This is a genomic window from Streptomyces sp. NPDC006265 (assembly GCF_040613555.1).
Classification (GTDB): domain Bacteria; phylum Actinomycetota; class Actinomycetes; order Streptomycetales; family Streptomycetaceae; genus Streptomyces.
This window is the reverse complement of sequence record NZ_JBEXSH010000002.1, coordinates 17,038-38,573: the sequence shown is the minus strand read 5'-3', so window position 1 is coordinate 38,573 and position 21,536 is coordinate 17,038. Positions and strand designations below refer to the sequence as shown.

The 21,536-nt window shown below is 69.6% G+C and carries 23 protein-coding genes; 11 read left to right on the top strand and 12 right to left on the bottom strand.

Going from position 1 to position 21,536, the window contains the following annotated elements; genetic code table 11:
* Positions 1-8: 8 nt before the first annotated feature.
* The 12 genes from ABZ281_RS00575 to ABZ281_RS00520 form a co-directional block, all read right to left on the bottom strand.
* Positions 9-902 (bottom strand): endonuclease/exonuclease/phosphatase family protein, encoded by an 894-nt coding sequence (locus tag ABZ281_RS00575; protein ID WP_356650653.1) that lies wholly within the window; start codon positions 900-902, stop codon positions 9-11.
* 389 nt (positions 903-1,291) lie between these two features.
* Positions 1,292-2,113 carry an endonuclease/exonuclease/phosphatase family protein gene (locus ABZ281_RS00570; protein WP_356650651.1) on the bottom strand — a complete coding sequence of 274 codons (822 nt, stop codon included), beginning with the start codon at positions 2,111-2,113 and terminating at the stop codon, positions 1,292-1,294.
* On the bottom strand, positions 2,110-3,042 hold the full coding sequence (locus ABZ281_RS00565) for a hypothetical protein (protein WP_356650649.1): 933 nt from the start codon (positions 3,040-3,042) through the stop codon (positions 2,110-2,112). Before ABZ281_RS00565 ends, ABZ281_RS00570 begins: the two co-directional genes overlap by 4 nt.
* A complete protein-coding gene (locus ABZ281_RS00560; RefSeq protein WP_356650647.1) occupies positions 3,039-3,650 on the bottom strand; it encodes a DUF6624 domain-containing protein in 612 nt (203 codons plus the stop codon). The genes ABZ281_RS00565 and ABZ281_RS00560 overlap by 4 nt, the downstream gene beginning before the upstream one ends.
* Positions 3,647-3,943 (bottom strand): helix-turn-helix domain-containing protein, encoded by a 297-nt coding sequence (locus tag ABZ281_RS00555; protein WP_356650645.1) that lies wholly within the window; start codon positions 3,941-3,943, stop codon positions 3,647-3,649. The genes ABZ281_RS00560 and ABZ281_RS00555 overlap by 4 nt, the downstream gene beginning before the upstream one ends.
* Positions 3,940-4,362, bottom strand: coding sequence for a hypothetical protein (locus ABZ281_RS00550; RefSeq protein ID WP_356650643.1), 423 nt, complete (start codon positions 4,360-4,362; stop codon positions 3,940-3,942). The genes ABZ281_RS00555 and ABZ281_RS00550 overlap by 4 nt, the downstream gene beginning before the upstream one ends.
* Before the next feature lie 387 nt (positions 4,363-4,749).
* On the bottom strand, positions 4,750-6,102 hold the full coding sequence (locus ABZ281_RS00545) for an MFS transporter (protein ID WP_356650641.1): 1,353 nt from the start codon (positions 6,100-6,102) through the stop codon (positions 4,750-4,752).
* Entirely contained in the window at positions 6,099-6,644 is a 546-nt protein-coding gene (locus tag ABZ281_RS00540; protein WP_356650639.1) for a LuxR C-terminal-related transcriptional regulator, read from the bottom strand. Before ABZ281_RS00540 ends, ABZ281_RS00545 begins: the two co-directional genes overlap by 4 nt.
* Positions 6,645-7,027: 383 nt before the next feature.
* Entirely contained in the window at positions 7,028-7,714 is a 687-nt protein-coding gene (locus ABZ281_RS00535) for an HAD family hydrolase (protein ID WP_356650669.1), read from the bottom strand.
* A 5-nt stretch (positions 7,715-7,719) separates the two neighbouring features.
* A complete protein-coding gene (locus tag ABZ281_RS00530) occupies positions 7,720-8,418 on the bottom strand; it encodes a hypothetical protein (RefSeq protein ID WP_356650637.1) in 699 nt (232 codons plus the stop codon).
* A 539-nt stretch (positions 8,419-8,957) separates the two neighbouring features.
* Positions 8,958-9,125: a hypothetical protein gene (locus ABZ281_RS00525; RefSeq protein WP_356650635.1), complete on the bottom strand. Its 168-nt coding sequence runs from the start codon at positions 9,123-9,125 to the stop codon at positions 8,958-8,960.
* A gap of 34 nt (positions 9,126-9,159) precedes the next feature.
* Positions 9,160-10,275 (bottom strand): aldo/keto reductase, encoded by a 1,116-nt coding sequence (locus ABZ281_RS00520; RefSeq protein ID WP_356650633.1) that lies wholly within the window; start codon positions 10,273-10,275, stop codon positions 9,160-9,162.
* Positions 10,276-10,859: 584 nt separating this feature from the next.
* Here ABZ281_RS00520 and ABZ281_RS00515 point away from each other — a divergent pair.
* The 11 genes from ABZ281_RS00515 (at position 10,860) to ABZ281_RS00465 (ending at position 21,239) form a co-directional block, all read left to right on the top strand.
* Positions 10,860-12,140: an ATP-binding protein gene (locus ABZ281_RS00515; protein ID WP_356650631.1), complete on the top strand. Its 1,281-nt coding sequence runs from the start codon at positions 10,860-10,862 to the stop codon at positions 12,138-12,140.
* A complete protein-coding gene (locus ABZ281_RS00510) occupies positions 12,137-12,583 on the top strand; it encodes a roadblock/LC7 domain-containing protein (protein ID WP_356650628.1) in 447 nt (148 codons plus the stop codon). Before ABZ281_RS00515 ends, ABZ281_RS00510 begins: the two co-directional genes overlap by 4 nt.
* Positions 12,580-12,951, top strand: a complete 372-nt coding sequence (locus tag ABZ281_RS00505) for a DUF742 domain-containing protein (RefSeq protein ID WP_356650626.1) — start codon at positions 12,580-12,582, stop codon at positions 12,949-12,951. Before ABZ281_RS00510 ends, ABZ281_RS00505 begins: the two co-directional genes overlap by 4 nt.
* Before the next feature lie 7 nt (positions 12,952-12,958).
* Complete coding sequence (locus ABZ281_RS00500) at positions 12,959-13,555, top strand: ATP/GTP-binding protein (protein ID WP_356650624.1); 597 nt, start codon at positions 12,959-12,961, stop codon at positions 13,553-13,555.
* Complete coding sequence (locus ABZ281_RS00495; protein WP_356650621.1) at positions 13,552-14,835, top strand: cytochrome P450; 1,284 nt, start codon at positions 13,552-13,554, stop codon at positions 14,833-14,835. The genes ABZ281_RS00500 and ABZ281_RS00495 overlap by 4 nt, the downstream gene beginning before the upstream one ends.
* Before the next feature lie 136 nt (positions 14,836-14,971).
* Positions 14,972-16,084 (top strand): polyprenyl synthetase family protein, encoded by a 1,113-nt coding sequence (locus tag ABZ281_RS00490; RefSeq protein WP_356650619.1) that lies wholly within the window; start codon positions 14,972-14,974, stop codon positions 16,082-16,084.
* A complete protein-coding gene (locus ABZ281_RS00485) occupies positions 16,081-17,709 on the top strand; it encodes a prenyltransferase/squalene oxidase repeat-containing protein (RefSeq protein ID WP_356650617.1) in 1,629 nt (542 codons plus the stop codon). The genes ABZ281_RS00490 and ABZ281_RS00485 overlap by 4 nt, the downstream gene beginning before the upstream one ends.
* Entirely contained in the window at positions 17,706-19,067 is a 1,362-nt protein-coding gene (locus ABZ281_RS00480; protein ID WP_356650615.1) for a cytochrome P450, read from the top strand. Before ABZ281_RS00485 ends, ABZ281_RS00480 begins: the two co-directional genes overlap by 4 nt.
* Entirely contained in the window at positions 19,064-20,083 is a 1,020-nt protein-coding gene (locus ABZ281_RS00475; RefSeq protein WP_356650613.1) for a hypothetical protein, read from the top strand. Before ABZ281_RS00480 ends, ABZ281_RS00475 begins: the two co-directional genes overlap by 4 nt.
* Positions 20,080-20,586 (top strand): LuxR C-terminal-related transcriptional regulator, encoded by a 507-nt coding sequence (locus ABZ281_RS00470; RefSeq protein WP_356650611.1) that lies wholly within the window; start codon positions 20,080-20,082, stop codon positions 20,584-20,586. The genes ABZ281_RS00475 and ABZ281_RS00470 overlap by 4 nt, the downstream gene beginning before the upstream one ends.
* Positions 20,583-21,239, top strand: coding sequence for a hypothetical protein (locus ABZ281_RS00465; RefSeq protein ID WP_356650609.1), 657 nt, complete (start codon positions 20,583-20,585; stop codon positions 21,237-21,239). The genes ABZ281_RS00470 and ABZ281_RS00465 overlap by 4 nt, the downstream gene beginning before the upstream one ends.
* Positions 21,240-21,536 lie beyond the last annotated feature (297 nt).

Genomic DNA, 21,536 nt, shown 5'->3' with positions numbered 1-21,536 from the left:
TCGAAGTGTCAGCGGGCGGGCGTGAGGGCCTGGCGGAGGACGTCGAGGTCGAAGCGCGCGACCAGCAGTGCGTGGTCGGACACCTCCCGCACGTCGTCGGTGGCCAGGACGTCGAAGGCGAGGAGCGCTGGGGCGAGGTCGGGGGTGCAGTAAATGCGGTCGATGCGCTGGGCGGGACCCTGATCGTTGCGCTTCAGGCTCGCCGTCGCCGCAAGGGCGCCAGGCTGGCCGAGGATGGTGCCGGCGTGCAGGCCGAGGTCGGTGAAGACGGGGTTGCCGCCGGAGAGGGTCTCGTCCGGCCGGGTGTCCGAGACGCGCCGACCGTCGCGCTCGATGGTGCGGTGCTGGAAGTGGATGCGGTCCTCGACCGTGTCCCAGTCCGGGAGCGCCACGGACTCCAGCGCTGTCTGGTGCGGGTAGCTGTTGGCGTCCATCCCCACCAGGGCGCTGCGGCCGTGGTCGGCGAGGGTGGTGAGCCGCCTTGCTTCGGTCGCGCGCAGGTCCGGGTCGTAGTGGCACAGGTGCGCCGAGGCGAGGTCGAGCGACTTGGAGCAGCCCTTGAGGCGGACGCGGGGGTTGCAGATCGGTTTCCACGGCAGGTCGTGCTCGAAATAGCCGTCGATGAGGAACAGGCTGGGGTCGACCATGACGCCGACCGGGTTCTTGCTGCGCCCCTCCCTCGGCGCGGGCATGAACGGGACAAGGCCGCCGAGCCGATTGGCCTCGGCGTAAAGGTCGGCCTTCCCGCGGTCCCACGCGCCGGTCAGTTCCTGGCGCAGCACGATGTGCGGTTCGATGGAGGCGAGGATGTCTCGGGCGAGGTCGCGGTGGTCGTCACCTCCGCTCCGGCCGCGGCCGTTGTGCTCGATGTTCCAGCAGGCGATGCGCACTTCATTGGTCACAGACGGCAATCCCTGTTCGTGGTCTCGACGGTGGGTGGATCCAGCGGCGGGGCTCACCGGGCAGAGTGAGGACGCAGTGGAAGATCGCGTGGCCGAAGGGGGCCGGGGCGCGGTCGGAGACCTCGGCGACTGTGTTGTCGGCGAAGACCTCCAGGCACCGCAGGGCCGACGCGAGGTCAGGGACTGCCGGGACAGTCGTGCGCCCTCGTACAGGGTGATGAACTGGACGGGCCGGGACGCCCCGGCCGGGATCGGACTCAGCACGACGACACCAGAAGAGTCCGGTCGTCTCCACGCCCGGCTGACCCGGCCGGAGCGCGCCCGCAGCCACGTCTGGTCTGCCACACGGGCACTGAGGGCGGCACAAGGGGCAGGGCACCTGAAGTGGATCATGCTGCCTCCACCTGCGGCAGTTCGAGCGTGACGATGAACGGCAGGTGGTCGCTCAGGCCCCGGGCTTCCTCGGTATCGGGGACCTCGCACCCGGTCAGGGCGGCAGCGAGGTCCGGCGCGAGGAGGATGTGATCCGAGCGGTGGTCCCACCGCTCGGCGTCGCTCCAGTAGCCGGCCGTGCGGGGCACCGGGATGCCGAGCGCTGCGACAGGATCGGTGAAACCGGCGTGCACGAGCTTGGCCATCGCTAGGCGGTCACTGCCCCCGTAGCTGCCGTCGGGCAGTTGCGCCCGGTGGCGGGAGTGCAGTTCGGCGGGGATGACTCCCCAGTCCTCCAGCTCCTCGTCGACGATGCCTTGGACGTTCAGGTCTCCGGCCAGGACGACGCGCCGGCCGGCGGCGCCGTATTCGGTCAGCCAGTCCGCTTCGCGGGAGCGGCTGCTGCCGTTGAAGGGGGCCAAGTGAGTGTTGAGCACAGTGAGTTCGTGGCCGTCCACGGTGAGGTGGGCGCGAGAGACGGCATGGTGGAAGGTGCCTTCTGCGACATCGGGGTGGAACGCCGTACACCGCAGGCGGGGCCACCGGTAAAGGGTGACCAGGTGGCAGTTGTGGCTGTTGGACGGGGCGAACTGGGCTTGCATGCCGAGAAGTTCGGCGAAGCCGAGCATGCGGGCATAGCCGCCCTCGTCCCACCTCTTCGCCTCCTGCAGGCACAGGACGTCCAGATTCTGCGCCCGCAGGAACTCCGCCTGGGCGCGCCAGCGCTCACCGCCGCCGTTGAGCAGGTTGTACGTGCCCAGCCGAACGGTGATGGTCATGCCGCACCGCCGGCAGCAGCCGGGTGGTGGCCGTGGGCGGACGCGGCGTGCCGGTTGTCGTGCGGCTGATACATCGCGGCGGGCCGGTGCAGGATGGAGCGCAACTGTGCCACGTCGAGCTTGGCGCGCAGGGGCAGGTGGTCGGACAGCCGGCGCAGTTCCGGGGTGTCGCAGACGGTGAAGCTGGCCAGGGCGGGGGCGAGTTCCGCGCTGAGGTATCCGCGGTCGATGCAGTACCTGGGTTCCTTCGGCCGGCCGGGGTGGTCGCGGTAGCCGGAGGAGGGGTTCAGGGCATCCGGCTGACCGAGGTGCTCGGCGGCGTGGCGGCCCATCTCGACGTATCCGGCGGCGAGCATCTCGCGGTCCGGGCGGTCGTCGGTGTGCCGGCGGCCGCCTTCGAAGTAGGTGCGGTTGGCTACGAAGGCGAGGTCGTCGTAGTCCTCCCACGGACCGCCCTCGTCGGCGCGGTAGCTGTTCCAGTCCCAGAAGTGGAGGGCGAGCCAGCCGGGCTTGGCCAGGGTGGAGCACCACTTCGCTTCGGTCAGCCGGTACTCGGCGGACCAGTAGCAGGCGTGCCCGCTGACGCAGCTGATCTGCCGTGGGCTGAGGGCGCCGTCGTCGTCGCGCAGTTTCACCGCGATGTTGGCCGGGGCGTGCCAGGGGGCCCAGCTCTGCTCGTACTCCTCGGCGAAGGAGAGCGGGCCGCCGCGCTTGAGGAAGATGGCGTTGTCGTTGTTGCTGCCGGGCCGGTGGACGGCGATGTACCCGTCCATGCCCAGACGCTCGGCGAGGACGTCGAGCTGTCCGGGCTGGACCTCCTGCTGGAAGAAGATGTCCGGGTCCTGCTGCTGCACCCAGGCAGCAGCCTTCTCCCAGTTGATGCCCTTTTCGACGTTCCAGTTCAGCGCGGTGATCGTGCTTGCGTTCATGCCGCGTGCCTTTCGGGCAGAGGGGCGGGCTCCGCTGCAGCGGAGACGGATAACGAGGCGTGGGGCCCGTGGCGCTCGCGCAGACCGCGGGCCTGGTCGTCGTAGGGCGGCAGGCCGGCACTGGCCCTGCGGGTGTCGAGCTGGGCGCGGCCGGTGATCGGGTGCGGTTCGAGCCGGCCGTCGGGGCGGTACCAGTGCTGGGTGCCGTACACCTGGGCCTGTCCGGCGTTGACGAGACAGCGATCGTGCAGGTGGGCGAGTTGGGCGCTGGTGGCGTCGCCAACTTCCACGGCCTTGCGGAGCAGGCTCAGCAGCGTTCGCTGGAGCGCCGGGTTGTGGTCGCTGTGCACCGCGATGTTCACGGCGGCCTGGCAGGCTTCCGGGCCCACGGTGCTGCGGCCGGGCCACTGCCCGAGCCGTTCGACGATCCGCTTCAGTCCGGCGGTGTTTTCTTGCTGGGCTTGGTCGAGGGCCGCGAGCGCGTCCGGCGTCATGGCCAGACGGTCGGCGCCGGGCGTGCGCCAGTGCTCCCTGGCGCGCTGCTGGCGGCCCAGCAGGTCCTCGGCGAGAGCGGGGTAGCCCGGCGCGGGCTGGCGGGGGCCGTTCACGATTTCACCTGCCCTGCCGCACCGCCCGTGCGGGGCCCGTGCCTGGTGGCTCCGGCCTCGCTCAGGACGGAGTGGATGGCGCCGTAGGACCGCCCCGTCGCCTCGCAGATCTCGCGGATGGTGACCCGGCGACCGGGGGTGCGGTAGGCGGCCACCACCTTCTTCGCGAACTTCTCCCGTTTGGCGCCGGTCAGCTTCTTGCCCGTCTCGATGACGGGCAGGTCGAGGCGCTCAGGGGGTGGCTTCGGGCTCGGTGTCGTCACGGCAGCTGCGCGCGTTCTGGGCGGGGTCACAGCACGTTCTCCTCGCGCGCGAGGGCGAGCGCGGCGCCCGCGTCCCGGATCTGGGCGAGCATTGCGGCGTACTCCCTGTCGTCGTCGCTGATGTCGATTTGAGAGGCGGCGAGGATGCCGTGGATCTCCCGTCGCCGGGCCGAGCCAAGCAGCCGGGCGAACTGTGGTCTCGTGGCCGGGTGGGTCGGCCCCGTGAGGTCGAAGGTGCGGTCCGCGACCGTCCAGCCGTGCCGTGTCGCGAGGGCCTGTGCAACGGCGAGACGGGGTGCGGGATCCTGCCGGGGGCCGACCAGGACGTAGAGCGCGAACCGCGTCTCGCCCGCGACGTCCCGCAGGACCGTCTCCAGCTGCGTGCGTCGCAGCGCGCCCAGGTGCGACTGCGCCGCACGGGGACGCGGGAGCGCCGTTGCGGCGTTCATGCCGAGCCTCCCGCCGTCGTCAACTCGCCCCACGCACGGACCGGTCGGGGCCGCACACGGGCGTCGTGGAACGCGGCGTACGGTCCGGCCGTGACGAATCCGGGAAGGGGCACCCGTAAGGCGAGAAGGAGCTCCGCCACCGTCACCGATATGCGTAAGGGCAGGTCGCTCAGAGCAGTTCCCGGTACCTCTCCGCGGGGTTCAGTGCGTGGGTGCCGTCGCGGGAAGCAGGACTGCTGCTCGCGACGCGGGATGGAGCGGGTGGCCGGGGGGCCCGAGACCTTCACGGGAGTTTCCTTCGAGGCGGGGACACAGGACATGGAGGAGGCTCGGCGCAGGTTGTGCCCCTGCCGCACGGGAGAGGAGACGGCGTCGTGCCGGGCGCGATCAGTGGACACGGTCTCTGCCTTCCTCCAGCGATCGACTGGCGGGATCGGGCAGCGCCGTAGCGGTGCCGGGCATGACCTTCAGCTGGCGGACAGGGGAGACCCACAGCAGGGCCACCGGACCGAGGAGAAGCACCATGCCGGTCAGCAGCGCCGCCCACACACCGACCACGGCGGCGACGGCGCCCGCCGCCACGGTTGCCAGAAGGCGGGCCCCGGCGACCAGCCACACGGAGGTCTGCTGGACACGGGACTGAAGGTGACGTGGGCACAGTTGTTGGCGGAGCGACCTCTGTGTGGACGCGGCCGCCGTGACCGCCACCGCCTGAAGGGCAGCGGCGGTCACCAAGGCGATCAACCAGCCGTGCCCGGAGCGGGCAAGAAGGATCGGCGTCCCGCATATCGGGTACGCGGCGAAGCCGAGGAGCAGGACGGCCCCGGGCCCTATCCGGTCTACCAGCCGGCCGGCGACCAGGGCGCCCGCGAGACTGCCCGCCCCGACCGCGCCCAGCACCAGTCCGAGGCCGGTATTGCCGTAGTGGAGTTCGGTCAGCAGGTAGTACGCGAAGTACGTCACGACGATGCCCTCGGCGAACGCGTGGTAGGCCATTGTCAGGACCAGGGGCCGCTGGAGCGGATCCCGCAGCACGTGAGCCATGCCCTCACGGATCAACGTGATCACCCCGGGGCGCGGCCGGGCCGGATGCCGGTCGGCGTGGGCGGTGGAGATGCGTGAGGCGCACCAGGCGCTGATCAGGTAGGAAGCGGAGTCGAGGAGCAGGCAGCGGGCAGCGCCGAGCAGGCTGACTGCGGCGGTCCCGCCGTAGGTGCCGGCGGATCCGGCAACGGCGAAGGCGGCCATCACCCGTGCGTTGGCCTCGGGCACCAGGTCCGGTTCCACCAGCTCGGGCACGATGGCGATGGCGGCAGCCTGGTGCAGCACCGTCAGCGCCCCCAATAGGAGGGCCACGCAGTACAAGACCGGCATGGAGAGCGTTCCGGCGGCCCAGCAGGCGGGGACCACCGCGATGGCCGCGGCCGCGGCCAGGTCCGTGCCCACCATCAGCCGCTTCTTGGAGCAGCGGTCGCCCGCAACACCGGCGGGCAACGCGAGGAGGAACCCGGGCGCCATCACGGCGGAGGCGAGCATGGAGACCTGGCTCGGGGTGGCATTGAGTTCCATTGCCGCGATCACGGGAAGGGCGACGGCAGAGACCGACGAGCCGGCCAGGGCCGTTGCCTCGCCGAGCCAGTACGTCTGGAAGCTGCGGTGGTGGCGTAGCGAGGGTGCCGGTGCCGAGGTGGCGGCACCGAGCGCTCCGGCGTGTGCCGGCCGAGGGGGCGGTGTACTCACCGCGCCTCCTGGTCGGCCAGGGCCCAGAGAAGGCCCGCGCGGGCGGCGTAGGCGACTGCCGCGGCCCGCTGGTGTACGCCCAGCCGGATGAAGATGTTCTTGAGCGTGGAACGGACTTGCTCGGGGTTTCGTCCGAGCCGCCGGGCGATGCCCGTACGCGTCAGCCCCTCAGCCACGAGGAGCAGGACGTCGAGTTCCGCGGGCTTTAAGAGGGTGCCGGGCTGCCCGAGCGTTTGCTGACGCGTCGGCTCGGCCGCGGCGGTCCGAATGCAGCTCCCCAGTCCAGTCGGGAGGCGGTGACCGCCCTCGGCGGCCAAGGCCTTCACGCGCTGGAGGAGGTCCGGGTCATCGTGTAGCTCGGCGGTGCGCACCACCGCTGCCACGCCGTACGGCGCGACAGCGACGATGTCGTGAGCGCCGACGAGGTCGGCCACCAGCACGACCGCGAGGTCGGGGTGGCGCTCGTAGTGGGACTTCAGAGCGTCATGGCAGGCTCGGTCAATGCGGTCGGTGGTCACGACCACGACGTCCCTGGGGGCCATGGAGCTGCCGCCTGGGGAATTCCGGGCAGGAGCGGCGCCTTTTGGGCGTAAGTCTTCGGCAATGGCGTTCAGACTCATCGGGCGGCTCCTGCGAGTGCGGGGAGCGAAGCCTGGTGCTCATCGCGTTCCTCGGTACGCCCAGCCATGGAAGTCCGTTCTGTTCGATGGTCCTGCGGGGGACCGCGGTGGTTGTCGTGTGTGCGGCTCGACGCCTGCGGACGGCGGGCGCCATGGGGGCTCGGTGAGGCCGGCGGAGCCGATGACGTGCGGCCTTCTACGGCGCGGATTACAGCGGTGTGGGCAGCTGTGCGGCGGTGACGATCACCGCGATGGCGATCGCGAAGGTGGTCAGCCGGGCGATGTCCTTGCCTCGCACGGCCGATTCACCCGCCCAGAAGAGAGAGGGAAGAGCGGGGAGCGGAACGAGGTGAGTTGCCGCGCAGCCAGTCGGCTGCCTGAACCACGTTCTGCGCGACATGGGTGGGTCTCGGATCGAGGTCACGGCGTGTACGTCCGTTGGCGATCCACACGGTGCGCAGGCCTGCACGCTGGCCACCGCTGATGTCGGCGATGGGACAGTCGCCGGTCATCACCCCGTGGGCAGGGTCGTTGATACCCAGCTCGTCCAATGCGACCTGGAACAGGGCTTCGCCCGGCTTCCGGACGCCGTACTCGCCGGAGATCACGAACGAGCCGAAGTAGTGGGTCAGACGGGCGACTTCGAGCTTGAGGCGCTGCGCATCGGGAGAGCCGTTCGTGACGACGCCCAGTTCCCAGCCGCAATCCCTGAGTTGCTGCATCGCGGTGCAGACCTCGGGGCGGTAGGGCACGAGCTCGGCAGATCGTCGCCGGTAGTCGGCGTGCAGGGAGGCGATGGATCGCCGGAGCCCGAAGGTGGACTTGATATCGGCGAAAAACGCGTGGCGGGCGCCGGCATGGCACGTCTCGGCTCTCATCAGCACGGACGGTGGAATGCCGGTGGAAGAGCCGAACTCCTCCGCCCACCTGGCGAATGCCGCCGCGTGGTCGGTGAGGGTGCTGTCCAGGTCGAAGAGTGCTGCTTTGCGCATCTCGGTCACCCCCACACCGGGCCGGGACCCGACAGTGCGACCTCGGCCGGCGAGGCCGTGGGGAAGTCAGACGCTGTAAGGGTGGTTTCGTCGAGTTCGGCGTTGATCAGCTCGCGCATCAGCTGGCGGGCGACCAGCCGGTGCAGGGCGTCATCCCCGAAGCGGACGACCTGATTGGGCAGCGGAGGATCGGTGGGGGAGTACAGGGTGCCGCGCACGCCGATGACCGGGGCTTCGCGGACACGCAGGGCGATGAAACCGCGTTGGAGTTCCTGGCACGCCTGCAGTGCATGCTGGGCGCACGGGATGCAGACCGCGGGCGTGGCGGTCGTGATGCTGCTGGGGAAGGTCAGGAGTCCCTGGGTGTTCTCATCGGCGTGTAGGAGCCAGAAAGTTCCGCGCTCGTCGCGGTCCGGGTCACCCTTGCAGACCCCGCACAGCGGTCGTCCGTCCATCACCTCGCACTGGCGCCCCGGGTGGTGTGCGGCCCAGTCCAGCGCGCCGGTCGGTGTTCCGGCCCAGCGCTCCCACAGCAGGCCGTCGACGTCGCGGTCCTCGGGCCGTTCGTCGAGGAAGTAGATGTGTCCGCGCTCGTCGAAGCGAACGTCGACATCGCAGATGAACTCATTCTCGTATGGGGCAATGTAGAGGGGGCTCTGCCGTGTGAGCGAGTTTGGTGTGGCCCGGGGGCTGGGGGCTGTCACGGGGGTCTCCTGGTCAGGCTGCGAGGATCTGCTCGGCGTGCTCGGCACTGTCCGAGGCGGCGTTTCCCGGCGACTCGGTACGGCACGCCGCGGTCACGGTCGGCACTGCCGGGGAGCAGTGGTGAGGCCGTGCTGGCCAGCGGCGAGAGCCATGAGGACGGGATGGACCAGCAGGGGCCGGCTCAGAGGGCTGCCGTTCTGGCTCACCCACCCGGAGCCGCTGTCCCGCGCCGGTTCGGCGTCGAGCGGGGGGAGCATGACGTTCGCGCCCGCCTTGAGGTAGGTCGTGCCCGGCGGCCAAGCGGGATTGTCGGAGCTCTCGGGCAGGAAAACCCCGCACTGGCCTGCGTGCGCAAAGATCCAGCCCAGGGCAGAGGCTGACGCTGTTGACCTCGCGAAGGTGTGAAAAGCGAGGTGGGCGAGGCGTGTGGGCATGAGGAGGACATCCCATCCGGGTCCGACCGGCCGCGGCTCGAGAGCCGCGGGGTGGCCGGCGGTCGGCAGACCGAGGATGCTCTTTGGCGGGAGAGTCGCGAGGGTCACGGCACTGGTCCTTGGGAAGGGGGTGGATCCTCCGGCATCTGAGGGCTGGAGGTGAGGGCCTGGGAGGAGAGGTCGACGGCCAGCGTGGCGCTGCGGTATCCGCGCAGCCGCATTTGCTCACCCTCGGCCAGGTGCACGCCGTCGACGTCGGTGGCTTTGGTCACCAGAGCTGGTCTGGTCCGATCGTCACCCACGGGTTCATGTCATCTGGTCCAGTGGTGACATTCGAAGCGCGGAGGGCCTGGACACCGCAGGTTGTTGGGAGCTGTAGAGCTCCTCACGCAGGGATGCGTACACGGACCCGATGAAGTCGTAGTCCTCATCGCTCAGTTCGGTGTTGAGCCCCTGGAAGTTCGCCGACGCCTGGTGCGGGTTGGAGATGCCGGCCAGGACAATGGAGGTCGGGCACAGCCGGAGGCAGTGGGCGAGAGCGATACGGGCAAGGTCTTGGGGATCTGCCCCGAAGCGTTCTCGCAGCGGACGCAGGTGCTTGTGCACTGTCTCCAGTGTCGGCGCGGTGATACGGGAGCGCACGTCACCGGGCAGGAAGGCCGAGTCCGGGCCGTACTTCCCGGTGAGCAGTCCCTGGCCAAGGGGCTTGTAGGTCATGGTGGCGACGCCGTGGCGGTGGGCGAAGCTGAAGATGTCCTCTTCCCCTTCGCTGTCTGCTGGCGCGTTCCCGGGGAGAAGCGGCCGGTCGAGTGGGTTGATCGATGTAGAGATCACCTCCGGCCCGATGTGCTGGAAGAGGTAAATGAATCGCCCGCTCTCGTGGTCACGGGAGCCTGACTGGCAGGCCGTGGAGCGAGTGACCAGCCGACGGGGGGCTCGTAGCCCGATCGCTTTGACGTCGCCCTGGTCACGGAGTGCCTGCAGGGTCTCCCGCGCATCGTCCAGGTAGCGGTCGCGCGGTCCGAAGTCTGTATGGGTCAAGGTCAGGACGTCGAGGTAGTCCACGCCCAGGTTCTCCAGGCTCTGCTCCACCTGTCCGTGCAGATTGAGGGGGCTGCACGCGCTGAGGCCGGTGCCCTTGAACGCACCGACCGTGCAGGAGATACGGACCTGGTCACGGGGTACCTGGGCGAGCATCCGTCCCAGCAGTCTCTGCGAGTGGCCCATGCCGTAGATGTCGGAGGTGTCGAAGACGGTCGCGCCCTCAGCATGAGCGCTCAGGAGTGCCTCGACGGCGATGTCGTCGGCTACGGGCGCCCATCCGACAGCGGCGTCCTGATTGGTAGCCGGCCCGCCGATGGGCCGGCAGCCGACACCCAGAGGGTGCTCGTCCCATCCGGCGATCAGGCGTCGCCTGGGCAAGTGTGAAGCGGTCACGACGGGGCTCGCTCTCATCGCGATGATTGGGGCGCCCCCTCGACTGCTCGCGACACGGCTTCGAGGTCAGGGCGCAGGGAATCGGGGTAGCTCGCGGCTCTGGCCGGCCCCGCTCTCACCGTGGCATTTGTCCGATCGTGAAGTCCAGGTACGACGACTGTCATTTCAGACGTCACTTTCCCCGCCACCAGTCCGCCGGGCGGTGCAAGTCATGCCTATATGAATGGATATGGGGAGCCAGAGCGATGCCTCGTGTCCCCGAGAAAGTGACCACCGAAATGACAGCCAGACCGTCTGGTCGGACAGCCGACGTGCACGGCAGGCTGTTGATCAGCTTCCAAGTGGTCGACCCGAGAACCTCGTTGATGCCCTGGCATCACCCGTGGTCCTGCTCAGGTCGGCTCGCGGGAGCACGTGAGCTCCACCCTGGCCCCGTCCACCTCTAGCCGCCGTCTCTTCGAACGCCAGGCAATCCCCCGGGTGAACCTGACCTCACCGCCCGACGTTCGGGGAGACGGCTCAGACCCCGAGGACCTTTGACCGTGACTGCGATCCCCGAAGCCGCCGCCGTGGCGCTCGGCGCCACCACGACCGCCGGCGCCATAGCCACGGTGCTGATGGCGCGATCCCGTGCCGCCTTCGCCAGGTCCGCGCAGGCGCATGCTGAGCGCGCCGACCGTGCTGAGGCGAGCGAGGCAGCGCTCCGGGAAGAGATCCGGCACCTGGTCCAATCCCGGCTCCCCGCGTACGCCCAGCACCTGGTCAGCACCCACTACCCGATCCCCGGACCGCTCTCTTCGCGCCTGTCCCTGACCGAGAGCGGCAAGCTGATCGAGAACGTGCTCGCTCAGTTCGCCGACGCCATCCTGACCCAGCGCCAACGTATGGATGCCGCGGCATGGTCGGCGGTGCGTGGAACCTCGGCACACACGCAGTCGGTGGCCAACCGGATGCAGGACGTCATCGACGAACTGCAGCGCAAGAACGACAACCCCGAGCTGCTGAATGCGTTCTTCGGGATCGACCATCTCAACGAGCAGATCATCCGCCATCTACAGAAGGCCGCGATCGCCGGCGGAGGGTGGCCGGGCCACGTGCGCAAAGACACCCACGTGCCCGATGTGGTCACTGGCGCTCAGTCCCGCCTGCACGGATACGAACGCATCCAGATCGTCTCCAACCTGCGGGCGACGAACGTTGGGATCGTCGGCCGGGCGGCCGAACCGATAGCGGTGGCCTGCGCCGAACTGATGGCCAACGCCCTGGAGCACTCCAACGACGACCTCAAGGTCACAGTCACGCTGCTGCAGACGGACAACGGCACCGTCAGCATCCAGATTGACGACGCCGGCACCGGCATGACCGCCGAAGAGCGCGCCCGCGGCACCCGCCTGGTATCCGGCGAGGGATCACAGGACCTGCTGCTGACCCAACTGGGAGACCCGCCGGCTTTCGGATTCGCCGCGATCGGGCGACTCGTAGCCGACCACGGCTTCACGGTCTCGATCGACCAGCCGTCCCCCTACAACGGGGTGAGAGCTGTGCTCTCCATCCCGCCTCACCTGCTGGTCGAGATCGACGAGCGCACCAACCCCGTCTCGGCCATGGCCCCTCTGCCCGCACCACCCCCACGAAGGCCCCAGCGATCCGCTTCTCACGCCGCGCCCGCTCCGGCCTCCGGCTCCGAACTGCCCCAGCGCCACCGAAAGCAACCGCTCGAGTCAGCCAGTGCGCAGCCCGCACCCGCGTCGCGAACGCCCGATCCCGAGAAAGCCGGGGCCATGTGGAGCGACTTCCAGCACGGGCTCGACGCTGCCCGCACCGACACCGAATCCAAGGACGCCACGTGACCGACAACGACCGCGCCATCAAGAACGACGACTACTCCCTGGTGCTCAAGCCCCTCCTCGAGATCTCCAAGGTGCGGCACGTCGTGGTCGCGTCCAGCGACGGCATGCTGGTCGCCGCATCCGAGAGCCTGCCCCGCGACCGGGCCGAAGGCGTGGCGGCGATGAGCTCTTCGGTACTCAGCGCCATCCGAGCCACGACGAACGCAGCGCTGCAGCCCGACACCGACAACCCCGTCGACAACCCCATCGAGACCATCACGACCATCACCGAGCTCGGCACGTGCATGATGATGCCCGCCGGCTACAACGCCTTCCTGGTCGTGGTCGGGGACCAGGACATGCCGATGGGTGTCGTTGCGGGCCTGGCCGCCCGGCAGGCGCGCAAGGTCGGCGAGAAACTCATGTCGGTTCCCGCCCGCGACGCCGGTGACACGCGGTCATGACCCGCGGCCAGGTGGGGCGCCGGATGGTGCCGAGCTACCTGGCAACCGGCGGCTGCGGTATCCCCACCCGCAATACGCTCCAGGGCCTGACAGCCCTGTACGCCACCGGTGTCCCCCCCGGCCCCGACCACTCGCCGGGACACCAGCGCCTGCTCTCCCTGCTGGAAAAGGGCGCGCTCAGCGTCGCCGAGACCGCCGCCTACCTGGATATCCCGGTCGGCGCGTGCAAGGTCCTCGCCACACAACTCATAGACGACGGGCTGCTGCGCGCCGAGGGGCCGAGCCAGGCCGCCCCTGGTGCTGCCGCCCCGGCCACGAAGGAGCTCCTGGAAAGGGTGAGAAGTGGACTCGTCGCTCTCAAGGACTAGCCCAGCGTTGCCCTCAACGCCGGTCTACCTGCCTGAAGCACCCCACGAGCGGATCAAGATCCTCGTTGCGGGCCCGCTCGGGATCGGAAAGACCACTGCGATCAGCACGGTCTCGGAGATCCCGACCCTGCATACCGACGAGGTCATGACCACGGCCGCCGTCGGCACCGACGAGATCGCCCATCACGGGCTGCAGGACAAGAAGACCACCACCGTCGCGACCGACTTCGGGCGTCTCACCCTGGAACAGGCCGGCGTCATCCTGTACCTGTTCGGCACACCAGGCCAGCACCGCTTCAGGCCGCTGTGGGACGACCTCGCCGAGGGTGCCTGGGGCGCCCTGGTCCTGGTCGACACCGAGCGGCTGCAGGAGTCGTTCGAGGTCATGGACCTGATCGAGGAACGTGGCCTGCCCTACACGGTGGCCGTCAACGCCTTCCCCCACTCGCGCAGCGTCGAACCGGACACGCTGCGCGACAAGCTCGACCTCGCCGAGCACACCCCTCTCGTCGTCTGCGACGCCCGGGACAAGAACTCCACCCTGGACGCGCTCATCGCGCTCACCGCCCACCTCATCACCCTCGCCGGAGACGCCTCCTCATGAGCACGCCCGCCCCCGCCCCTCCCGTGCCGCTGTACGGCCCCGAGCACGCCGCCGACCCCCAGCGCAGCTGGGACCTGCTGCGACAGCAAGGACCGGTCGGCGTCGGCGAGATCGACCCCAACGTCTACGTCTACGTGGTCACCGACCCCAAGACGGCGCTCACCCTTCTCCAGGACACCGACACCTGGTCCAAGGACTCCCGGCACTGGATGCACCTCGTGCCGCAGAACAGCCCCGTCAGACCCAACGTGGAATGGCGGCACAGCCTCTTCTTCACCGACGGCCCGGAGCACGCCCACCTTCGCCGGGTCATCACCGACAGCCTCGCCCTCCTCGACTCGCGCCACGTCCGCGATGTGACGCTGCGCTTCGCCGACACACTGCTCCAGCACTTCGCCCCCACCGGCGAAGCCGACCTCGTCGGCCAGTACGCGCAGCAGCTGCCGCCGATGATCCTGAACGCGCTGTTCGGCGGCCTCGACGAACAGGCCCCGCAACTCCACGCGATCCTCGCGGCGCTGATGAGTACCGACCTGGCGGCCAAGGCCGAGGGCGAGAAGGCGCTGGGCGCCTACCTCAAGACGCTCCTCGGCACGAAACTCGCCCGACGCGGGCCGGACCTCACCTCCTGGTTCATCGACCACCCCAACCAGCTGTCCGCGGAGAACGTCGGGGAACAGATCGTGATCACCGACGGTGCCGCGTACCCGACCCTGGCGGGCCTGATCACCAACGCCCTGGTACGACTGCTGTCCGACAAGGGCTACCGCGGCACCCTGACCACCGGCACCCTGACCATCGAGGCCGCCATCGACGAGGCCCTCTGGAACGACCCGCCGCTGGCCATGTACAGCCTTCACTTCCCCCGCAGGGACGTCGACCTCGGCGGCATCCGCATCCCCGCCGGCGCCCCGGTCATGATCTCCTACGCCGCGGCCAACACCTGCCCCCACGCCAACGCCTCCAGCGGCAGCCACCGCTCCGGCATCAAGGCCCACCTCGCCTTCGCCGCAGGCCCGCATGCCTGCCCGGCCCGCAGGATCGCCCTGCTCATCGCGGCCACAGCCATCGAGCGGCTTGTCTCCTACCTGCCCGACATCCAGCTCGCCGTCCCCCGCGAGCAACTCACCTACCAGCCCGGGCCCTTCTACCGCCTTCTCACGGCCCTGCCCTGCCGCTTCACCCCCCTCGCCCCGCAGGCACAGCGAGCCACACCCCAGACGCGCACCCCCAGCGCCCCGCCGCGCCCCACACCGGGTCGCCCACCAGTCCCCGCCTGATCCCAACGCACGCCGCATCCCGGCGGCGAGCCGCGCTGTTTCGACCCGCACTCACCACAGCACACCGGTGCCCACCACCACATGGCGAGCCGGGACTCCTCCCCCTGTCCGTCCTCGAGGAAAAGGGAATCCGCCCATGACGGTTCTTGAAGACCAGGGGGTAAGCCCGCTGATGGTTCACGCACCAGCTGCTGACACACCGGACCTGTCCACCGAACGGCCCGACATCGATGCGATCCTCACCGCGTTTTTCGACCGGAAGGCGCGCCTCGCGCTCGGACCGGAGATGGCCCCGCTGACCACCGAGCTCAGCCGCCTCCTGCAAAGCGGCAAGCGGCTGCGCCCGCAGCTGTGTGTCGCAGGATGGCACGCCGGGGAAGGACAGGGCGACAACAACGGTGTCCTGCACATGGCCGCCGCCCTGGAACTGTTCCAGGCGTTCGCGCTGATACACGACGACGTCATGGACGGCAGCGAGCTGCGCCGGGGCCGGCCGACCGCCCATCGCGCACTCGCCGCCGCGTACATCGTCGGCGGCGGGAGGAGCACCAGAGCCGAGGCACACGGTCTGAGCGCGGCCATCCTGCTCGGCGACCTGGCCCTCGTGTGGTCGGACGAGCTCCTTCACAACGGCCTCAGCGGGGAGGCACTGACGCGGATCTCACCGCTGATGGACACGATGCGCAGCGAGCTGGTGTACGGCCAGTACCTGGACCTGCTGTCGACCGGTTGTCTGTCGGATGACGTCGAGGCTGCGCTGCGGGTGGTGCGCTACAAGACCGCGAAGTACACGGTGGAATGGCCGCTGCGCCTCGGCGCCGTCCTGGCCGGGGCCACACCGGGCGTCCTGGATGCATGCAGCGCCTTCGCCGTGCCGCTGGGAGAAGCGTTTCAGCTGCGCGACGACCTCCTTGGCGTGTTCGGCGACCCAGCCGAGACCGGCAAGCCGGTCGGGGACGACATCCGCGAGGGCAAGGCCACCGTGCTGATGGCGCTCGCACTCCGGGACGCCACGGCCGCCGAGGAGCAGCTCCTGTGCACGCTGGTCGGCAGCCCCGACCTCACCGACGACGACATCCTCCGCGTCCGTGCCGTCCTCGAACGGACGCACGCCCGGCAACACGTCGAAGAGATGATCACCTCCCGACGTGAGGCAGCCCTGTCCGTCCTGGACCAGGCGCCCTTGCCCGCGGCCGCCACCAAGGCACTGCGCGAGATAGCGCAGATAGCCACGGTGAGGCAGGCATGAGGAGCGACCTGATACGGCGCGCGTCCCGCGCATACGGCTCCCAAGCCGTACGACTCGTGACGGACATCGACCACGACTCCTGGGGCAGCGTCCGCGCCTCGCTGTACGAGACGGCCCGCGTTGTCTCCCTGGCGCCCGGGCTGCCCGGACACGGGCCGCGGCTCACGTGGCTGCTGGAACAGCAGATGAAGGACGGAAGCTGGGGGGAGGGCCCCGCCCCGTACCGTCTGCTGCCGACCCTCAGCGCGGTGGAAGCCCTCCTGTCCGCCGTGCGCTCCGACACCCCCAGCGGTACGGGGCGCGAACAGCTCGCCGCGGCCGCCGCAGCCGGGCTCGCCGCAGTGCTGGAGCTGCCGCCGGCCGGTCCGTGGCCGGACACGGCGGCCATCGAGATCCTCGTGCCCAGCCTGATCGCCCAGATCAACGAACACCTGGGCCGGCAGACGATCGAGGCGACATCCTCCCTGGGCCCGTGGTCGCGGGGTGCACGCCTGGACGTACCGCACGGCTTCGCCCGTCGGCACGAGCAGGTCGCACAGCGCTGCCGGTCGGAGGGGGTCCCCCTCAAACTCCACCACACCTTCGAGGGCGTCTTCCGCCACATCCCCCAGGGCGCTGTCCCCGCGCCGCACGGGCTGCTCGGCAGCTCGCCAGCCGCCACCGCCGCATGGATCGCCACCACCCCGTCCTCCAGGCGAAGCGAGAAGGCCGTCACGGAACTCAGGACGGTGGCCCGCCGCTACGGCGGGCTCTTCCCGGAAGCGGCGCCACTCAGGACGGTTGAGCGGCTCTGGGTCGCCGCCGCACTCGCCGGTCCCGGCCTACCCCCGGCATGCAGGGCCACCGTCCGCGCCTGGATACACGACCTCTACGACGCGGCCGGAGTCCGCGGTGCCCCCGGCCTCATGCCCGACGCTGACGACACAGCCATGGCGGTGCTGGTGGCCGCCCTCGCCGGCGAACCGCGTGACCTCGCCCCGCTGGACGCCTTCTGGTCCGGCACCCACTTCGACTGCTACGTCGGCGAGGACACCGGCTCGATCACCGCGAACGCCCACGCACTGCAGGCCCTGGACGCCTACGCGCGATGCCGGCCCACAGCGGGCGCCGCCCACCGGCCCCGCATGGACCTGGTGGCCGACTGGCTGCTCGCCCAGCAGCAGACGGACGGCGCCTGGGCGGACAAGTGGCACGCCTCCCCGTACTACGCCACCGAGCGGTGCGTGACCGCCCTCGCCCGCCACGGCGGGCCCGCCGCGCGCACCGCCCTGCGATCGGCCGCCAACTGGGTCGTGGCCACCCAGCGAGACGACGGCTCCTGGGGTGTGTGGAGCGGCACCGCGGAGGAAACCGCCTACGCGGTGAAGATCCTCCTCAGCGTCCAGACCGTCTTCCATCAGCCGGGAGCCGACCGGGCGCTGAACCGAGCCGAAACAGTCCTGGAGGCAGCCAGCCGCACACCCGGCCACCGGCATCCGGCACTCTGGCACGACAAGACCCTCTACGCCCCCCACGCGATGATCCAGGCCGAGGTGATGGCCGCGCTCCAACTGCTGCGCGCACGCCGCGAAACCGAACCCACCGCGCCCGGGGGCGAGCGAGACACGGAGGGAACAGCCTCATGACTGCACCGGTGAACCTTCCCCCGATCGCGCCAGGGCGCCAGGCGCTCATCGGGCACGCCATCCCCCTGCTGAGGGACCGGCTGGGCTTCCTGCAGGACCTGCGGGCCGCCGGTCCGATCGTCCGGATCACGATCGGGCCGAAGTCGTTGACCGTGGTCAATTCCCACGAACTCATCCACGAGATGCTCACCAGCAAGTCGCACCAGTTCAGCAAGGGACTGCTCTTCGAGAAGCTGAAACTGTTCGGCCAGGACGCGCTGCCGGTCGCAGAAGGCAAACGCCACCTGGCACGGCGCCGCCTGATGCAGCCCGCGTTCCACCGAGAGCGGGTCAACGGCTACGTCCAGACCATGCGCGAGACCGCCGAACCGGCCATCGCCAGCTGGCGCGACGGGCACCACCTCGACCTCAAGACCGAGATGCAACTCATCGCCCAGAGCGTCGTCATGTCCGTGGCCTTCACCTCCAACCCCGAGCCGGACACCGCGCGCGCCCTCCTCACCAGCGTGGACACCGTCTTCAAAGCCGCCCTCCGGCGTGCCCTGCTGCCCGTGCCTCTGCTCGAGCGACTGCCCACCCGCCGCAACCGGCAGGTCACCCGAGCCGGCGAAATCCTCCACCAGGCGGTCGCGGACATCATCACCGACCACCGCGCGAACCCCGACGCCTACGACGACGTCGTCTCGCTGCTCCTGGCCGCCCAGGACGAGACCGGCGCCCCGCTGCCCGACGACGAGATCCTCTCCGAGGTCACCGGTCTGCTCGCCGCAGGCTCCGAAACCACGGCCGTCGTCCTGGCCTGGCTCTTCCACGAGCTCGGCCGCCACCCCGAACTGGAACAGCGACTTCACCACGAGGTCGACACGGTCCTCGCCGGACAGGCACTCACCGCAGCGCACCTTCCCCAGCTCACCTTCACCCGCCGGCTCGTCAGCGAGACGCTACGTCTCTACAGCCCGGCCTGGCTGGTCACCCGGCAGGCCATCGAACCTGTCCAGCTCGGCAACGTGGCCCTGCCCGCCGGGACGGACCTCCTGTGGAGCCCATACACGCTGCACCGCGATGCAGCCCTGTACCCCGAGCCTCTGCGCTTCGATCCCGACCGCTGGCTGCCCGAGCGCCCCCAGCCGCCGAAAGGCGCATTCATCCCCTTCGGCATGGGAAAGCGCCAATGCGCGGGCGACGCGTTCGCCTGGACTGAGGCCATCATCGTTACGGCGCTCATCGCCTCCCGATGGCGGCTGCGGCCGGCCCCTGGCGCTCCTGCCCGGCCGATCGGTGAAATCACCGTCCACCCGTCTTCCTTGCGCATGACCGCGAAGGCCCGCGTGAGCCGCCCGATTCGGGAGGCAGCGTGAACCACCCCGGCATCACCGGGCCCCGCGGCCTGCCCCTGCCCGACCTCAGCGCCGCGTTCCCGGGACCGTTTCCCAGCAGCCCGCACGCCGACGCAGTGGAACGACACCTTCGGCAATGGACCGACAAATTCGACCTCCTGGCCACTCGCGACGCTCGCAGCGCCCTCTGCAACATCACCGGCCAGGGCGTCGCCCGCGCAGTCCCGGACGCCGATGTGGATGGCCTCGCGCTCTGCGCCGAGCTCTTCCTGTGGCTGGTGGCGTTCGACGACGTCCATGGGGAAGCGACCGCCGCCGAAGACCCGGTCCTCCTGGTCGACCGCGTCGCCGAGTTGAGCCGAGTCCTTGCTGACGACAACGCTCTGGCAGGCCCAGATGACCCCGTTACGGCCGGACTCCGGGACCTCCTCAGACGTCTGAAAGCCCGGGCTACGCCCACCCAGTACCTCCGGCTCGCGGGACACCTGCGCGACAACCTCGTCGGACTCGTCTGGGAAGCCCACCACCTGACCCAGCCGGACCGCGTCACCGTGCAGACCTACTGCGCGATGCGCCCCTACACCGTCTTCGTCTACACCCTGATGGCCACGGCTCCGATCGTGCTCTCGTACGACCTTTCCGATGCTCAGCGGGCATCCGCTCCTGTCAGGCAGTTGGAGACAGCCGTTGCCAATCTCGCCGGCTGGGTGAACGACCTTGCCTCCCACGTGCGGGAGGCGGACCGGCTGCAGGCGGCGCCGCTGAGCCTGCCGACGGTGCTCATGGCCGAGCACCGCCTCAGCTTCCGGCAGGCGTTCGAGACGGCGTCGCACATGTGCGAGGAAGAGGCCACAGTCGCGCGTGAACTGATCACTGAGCTGTCCGCGAGCAGCACACGGCCGCTCGCCCATCACGCGGCGGCCCTGGAATGCATCGCCCACTCATTCATCTGGCACGTCGACCACGACCGGTACGCCGCCGGGCCATCGCAGACCGTGCCTCCCCATCTCACCACCGGAAGCCCCTCATGCCCGTGAAGATCCAGAGCGCGGAAGCCCTCACACAGCTCACGCCCACTGAGAAGCGCGTCGCCGAATGCCTCGTCGCTGGTGCGTCCAACAGCCAGGGCGCTCAGGAGCTGGGAATGAGCACTGGCACGTTCGCCAGACACGTCGTGAGCATCGGCCGGAAGTTCCAAATCACCAGCCGAGGAGGCCGGGCGGCTCGCGCGCATGCCGTGCTCGAGAGCAAGCAGGTCGCCCCGCCGCCGGCGCCTGCCACTGTTCCCCGACTCACGGCGGCCGATCTGCGGTTGCTTCGCGCGTTCGCGAAATACTCAGAGACTCCAGACATCGCCCGCGCCGCCGGGATCGCGCAGGCAGAAGTCCGCCCGCAGATCAGGAAGCTGGTCGCCGAGACCGGCGCCGACAACGAGACCCACCTGGTCGGGCTGGCGCACGCCTGGGAACTCCTCGGCGCGGGTCGAAGCGAGACCAGCCCGTCCGTCGAGATCGCGAGCAAGCCTGCCGGGGCCGCATGATGAGCAACCTTCCCGCCCAGGCGGAGCACTCGCGGCCCACTACCCAACGCGCCGAGCACAACCAGCTCGACGCGCCTGCCCTCCCGCCGTATGAGATGCGACTTCTGCGCAACGACGAGGACCTGGCTGCGGTCGCCGAACTCGTCACCCGACGCACCACGTGGCTCGCCGCACGACAGCTGCCTCGCCCGTACGAGGGCGACGTGGGTGTTCTGTTCAGCGAACAGTGGGTGGAGGCAGTCGCACTGTTCGAGGACGGGCACCCCCTCGGGTGCCTGCGTCTGCACCGGAACCCGTCACTTTCTCAGTGGGAGACCGAAGAGGCCGGATCCGCGCTGCAGTTGTCCCTCGCCTACAGCGCCCCAAGCGCGGCGCTCGACAAGATCGGTCGGCTGATGACGTTGTGGGCGCAGGACTTCGCGGCCCGTCTCGACATGACATGGGTACGCTGCGAGGTGAGCACCGACAACCTGTCCTCAGAGGAATCTCTCCGTCTCCTAACCCATGCCAAGGGCTGCGGTTGGCAGTTCGTTCGCTTCAGTCGCGACCGGGGCGGTCGGCCTCTCGTCCTGCTGCAGCTACCCGCGCGAGCTCAACTCGGTCTCCATGCACTCATCCGCTGTGCCGTTCCGATCCATCCGGGCCCGTCCTGAACGCCGGCCCCGGGGCCTCACCGGTGACCGCCCCCGAGCCATCAGACCCGCCACCCAGGCGGAGGCGCCCAGCACGAACTACGCAAGCTCCACACATCTGGACAAAAACGTCCTGAAGGGCATCCTCAGCGAGCGTTCCGCTCGGGCGACCGCGCCTGACGGCAGCGCACGCCACCTCCAATGTCGCGACGGCCCGGGCCGCTCGAGACGTCAGCGGTCGCGAGCGATCGCTCACCTGCCGGTCGCCCCGGCCGGTTACGGCTGCTCCGTGGCCGGCGGGCTAAGGTCTTCGGCCGC

Bases quoted from the DNA above. Each gene is read 5' to 3' on its own strand.
- ABZ281_RS00570 (WP_356650651.1), bottom strand. From the start codon at position 2,113: ATGACCATCACCGTTCGGCTGGGCACGTACAACCTGCTCAACGGCGGC.
- ABZ281_RS00565 (WP_356650649.1), bottom strand. From the start codon at position 3,042: ATGAACGCAAGCACGATCACCGCGCTGAACTGGAACGTCGAAAAGGGC.
- ABZ281_RS00550 (WP_356650643.1), bottom strand. From the start codon at position 4,362: ATGAACGCCGCAACGGCGCTCCCGCGTCCCCGTGCGGCGCAGTCGCAC.
- ABZ281_RS00540 (WP_356650639.1), bottom strand. From the start codon at position 6,644: ATGGCCCCCAGGGACGTCGTGGTCGTGACCACCGACCGCATTGACCGA.
- ABZ281_RS00535 (WP_356650669.1), bottom strand. From the start codon at position 7,714: ATGCGCAAAGCAGCACTCTTCGACCTGGACAGCACCCTCACCGACCAC.
- ABZ281_RS00505 (WP_356650626.1), top strand. From the start codon at position 12,580: ATGACCCGCGGCCAGGTGGGGCGCCGGATGGTGCCGAGCTACCTGGCA.
- ABZ281_RS00495 (WP_356650621.1), top strand. From the start codon at position 13,552: ATGAGCACGCCCGCCCCCGCCCCTCCCGTGCCGCTGTACGGCCCCGAG.
- ABZ281_RS00490 (WP_356650619.1), top strand. From the start codon at position 14,972: ATGACGGTTCTTGAAGACCAGGGGGTAAGCCCGCTGATGGTTCACGCA.
- ABZ281_RS00485 (WP_356650617.1), top strand. From the start codon at position 16,081: ATGAGGAGCGACCTGATACGGCGCGCGTCCCGCGCATACGGCTCCCAA.
- ABZ281_RS00480 (WP_356650615.1), top strand. From the start codon at position 17,706: ATGACTGCACCGGTGAACCTTCCCCCGATCGCGCCAGGGCGCCAGGCG.
- ABZ281_RS00465 (WP_356650609.1), top strand. From the start codon at position 20,583: ATGATGAGCAACCTTCCCGCCCAGGCGGAGCACTCGCGGCCCACTACC.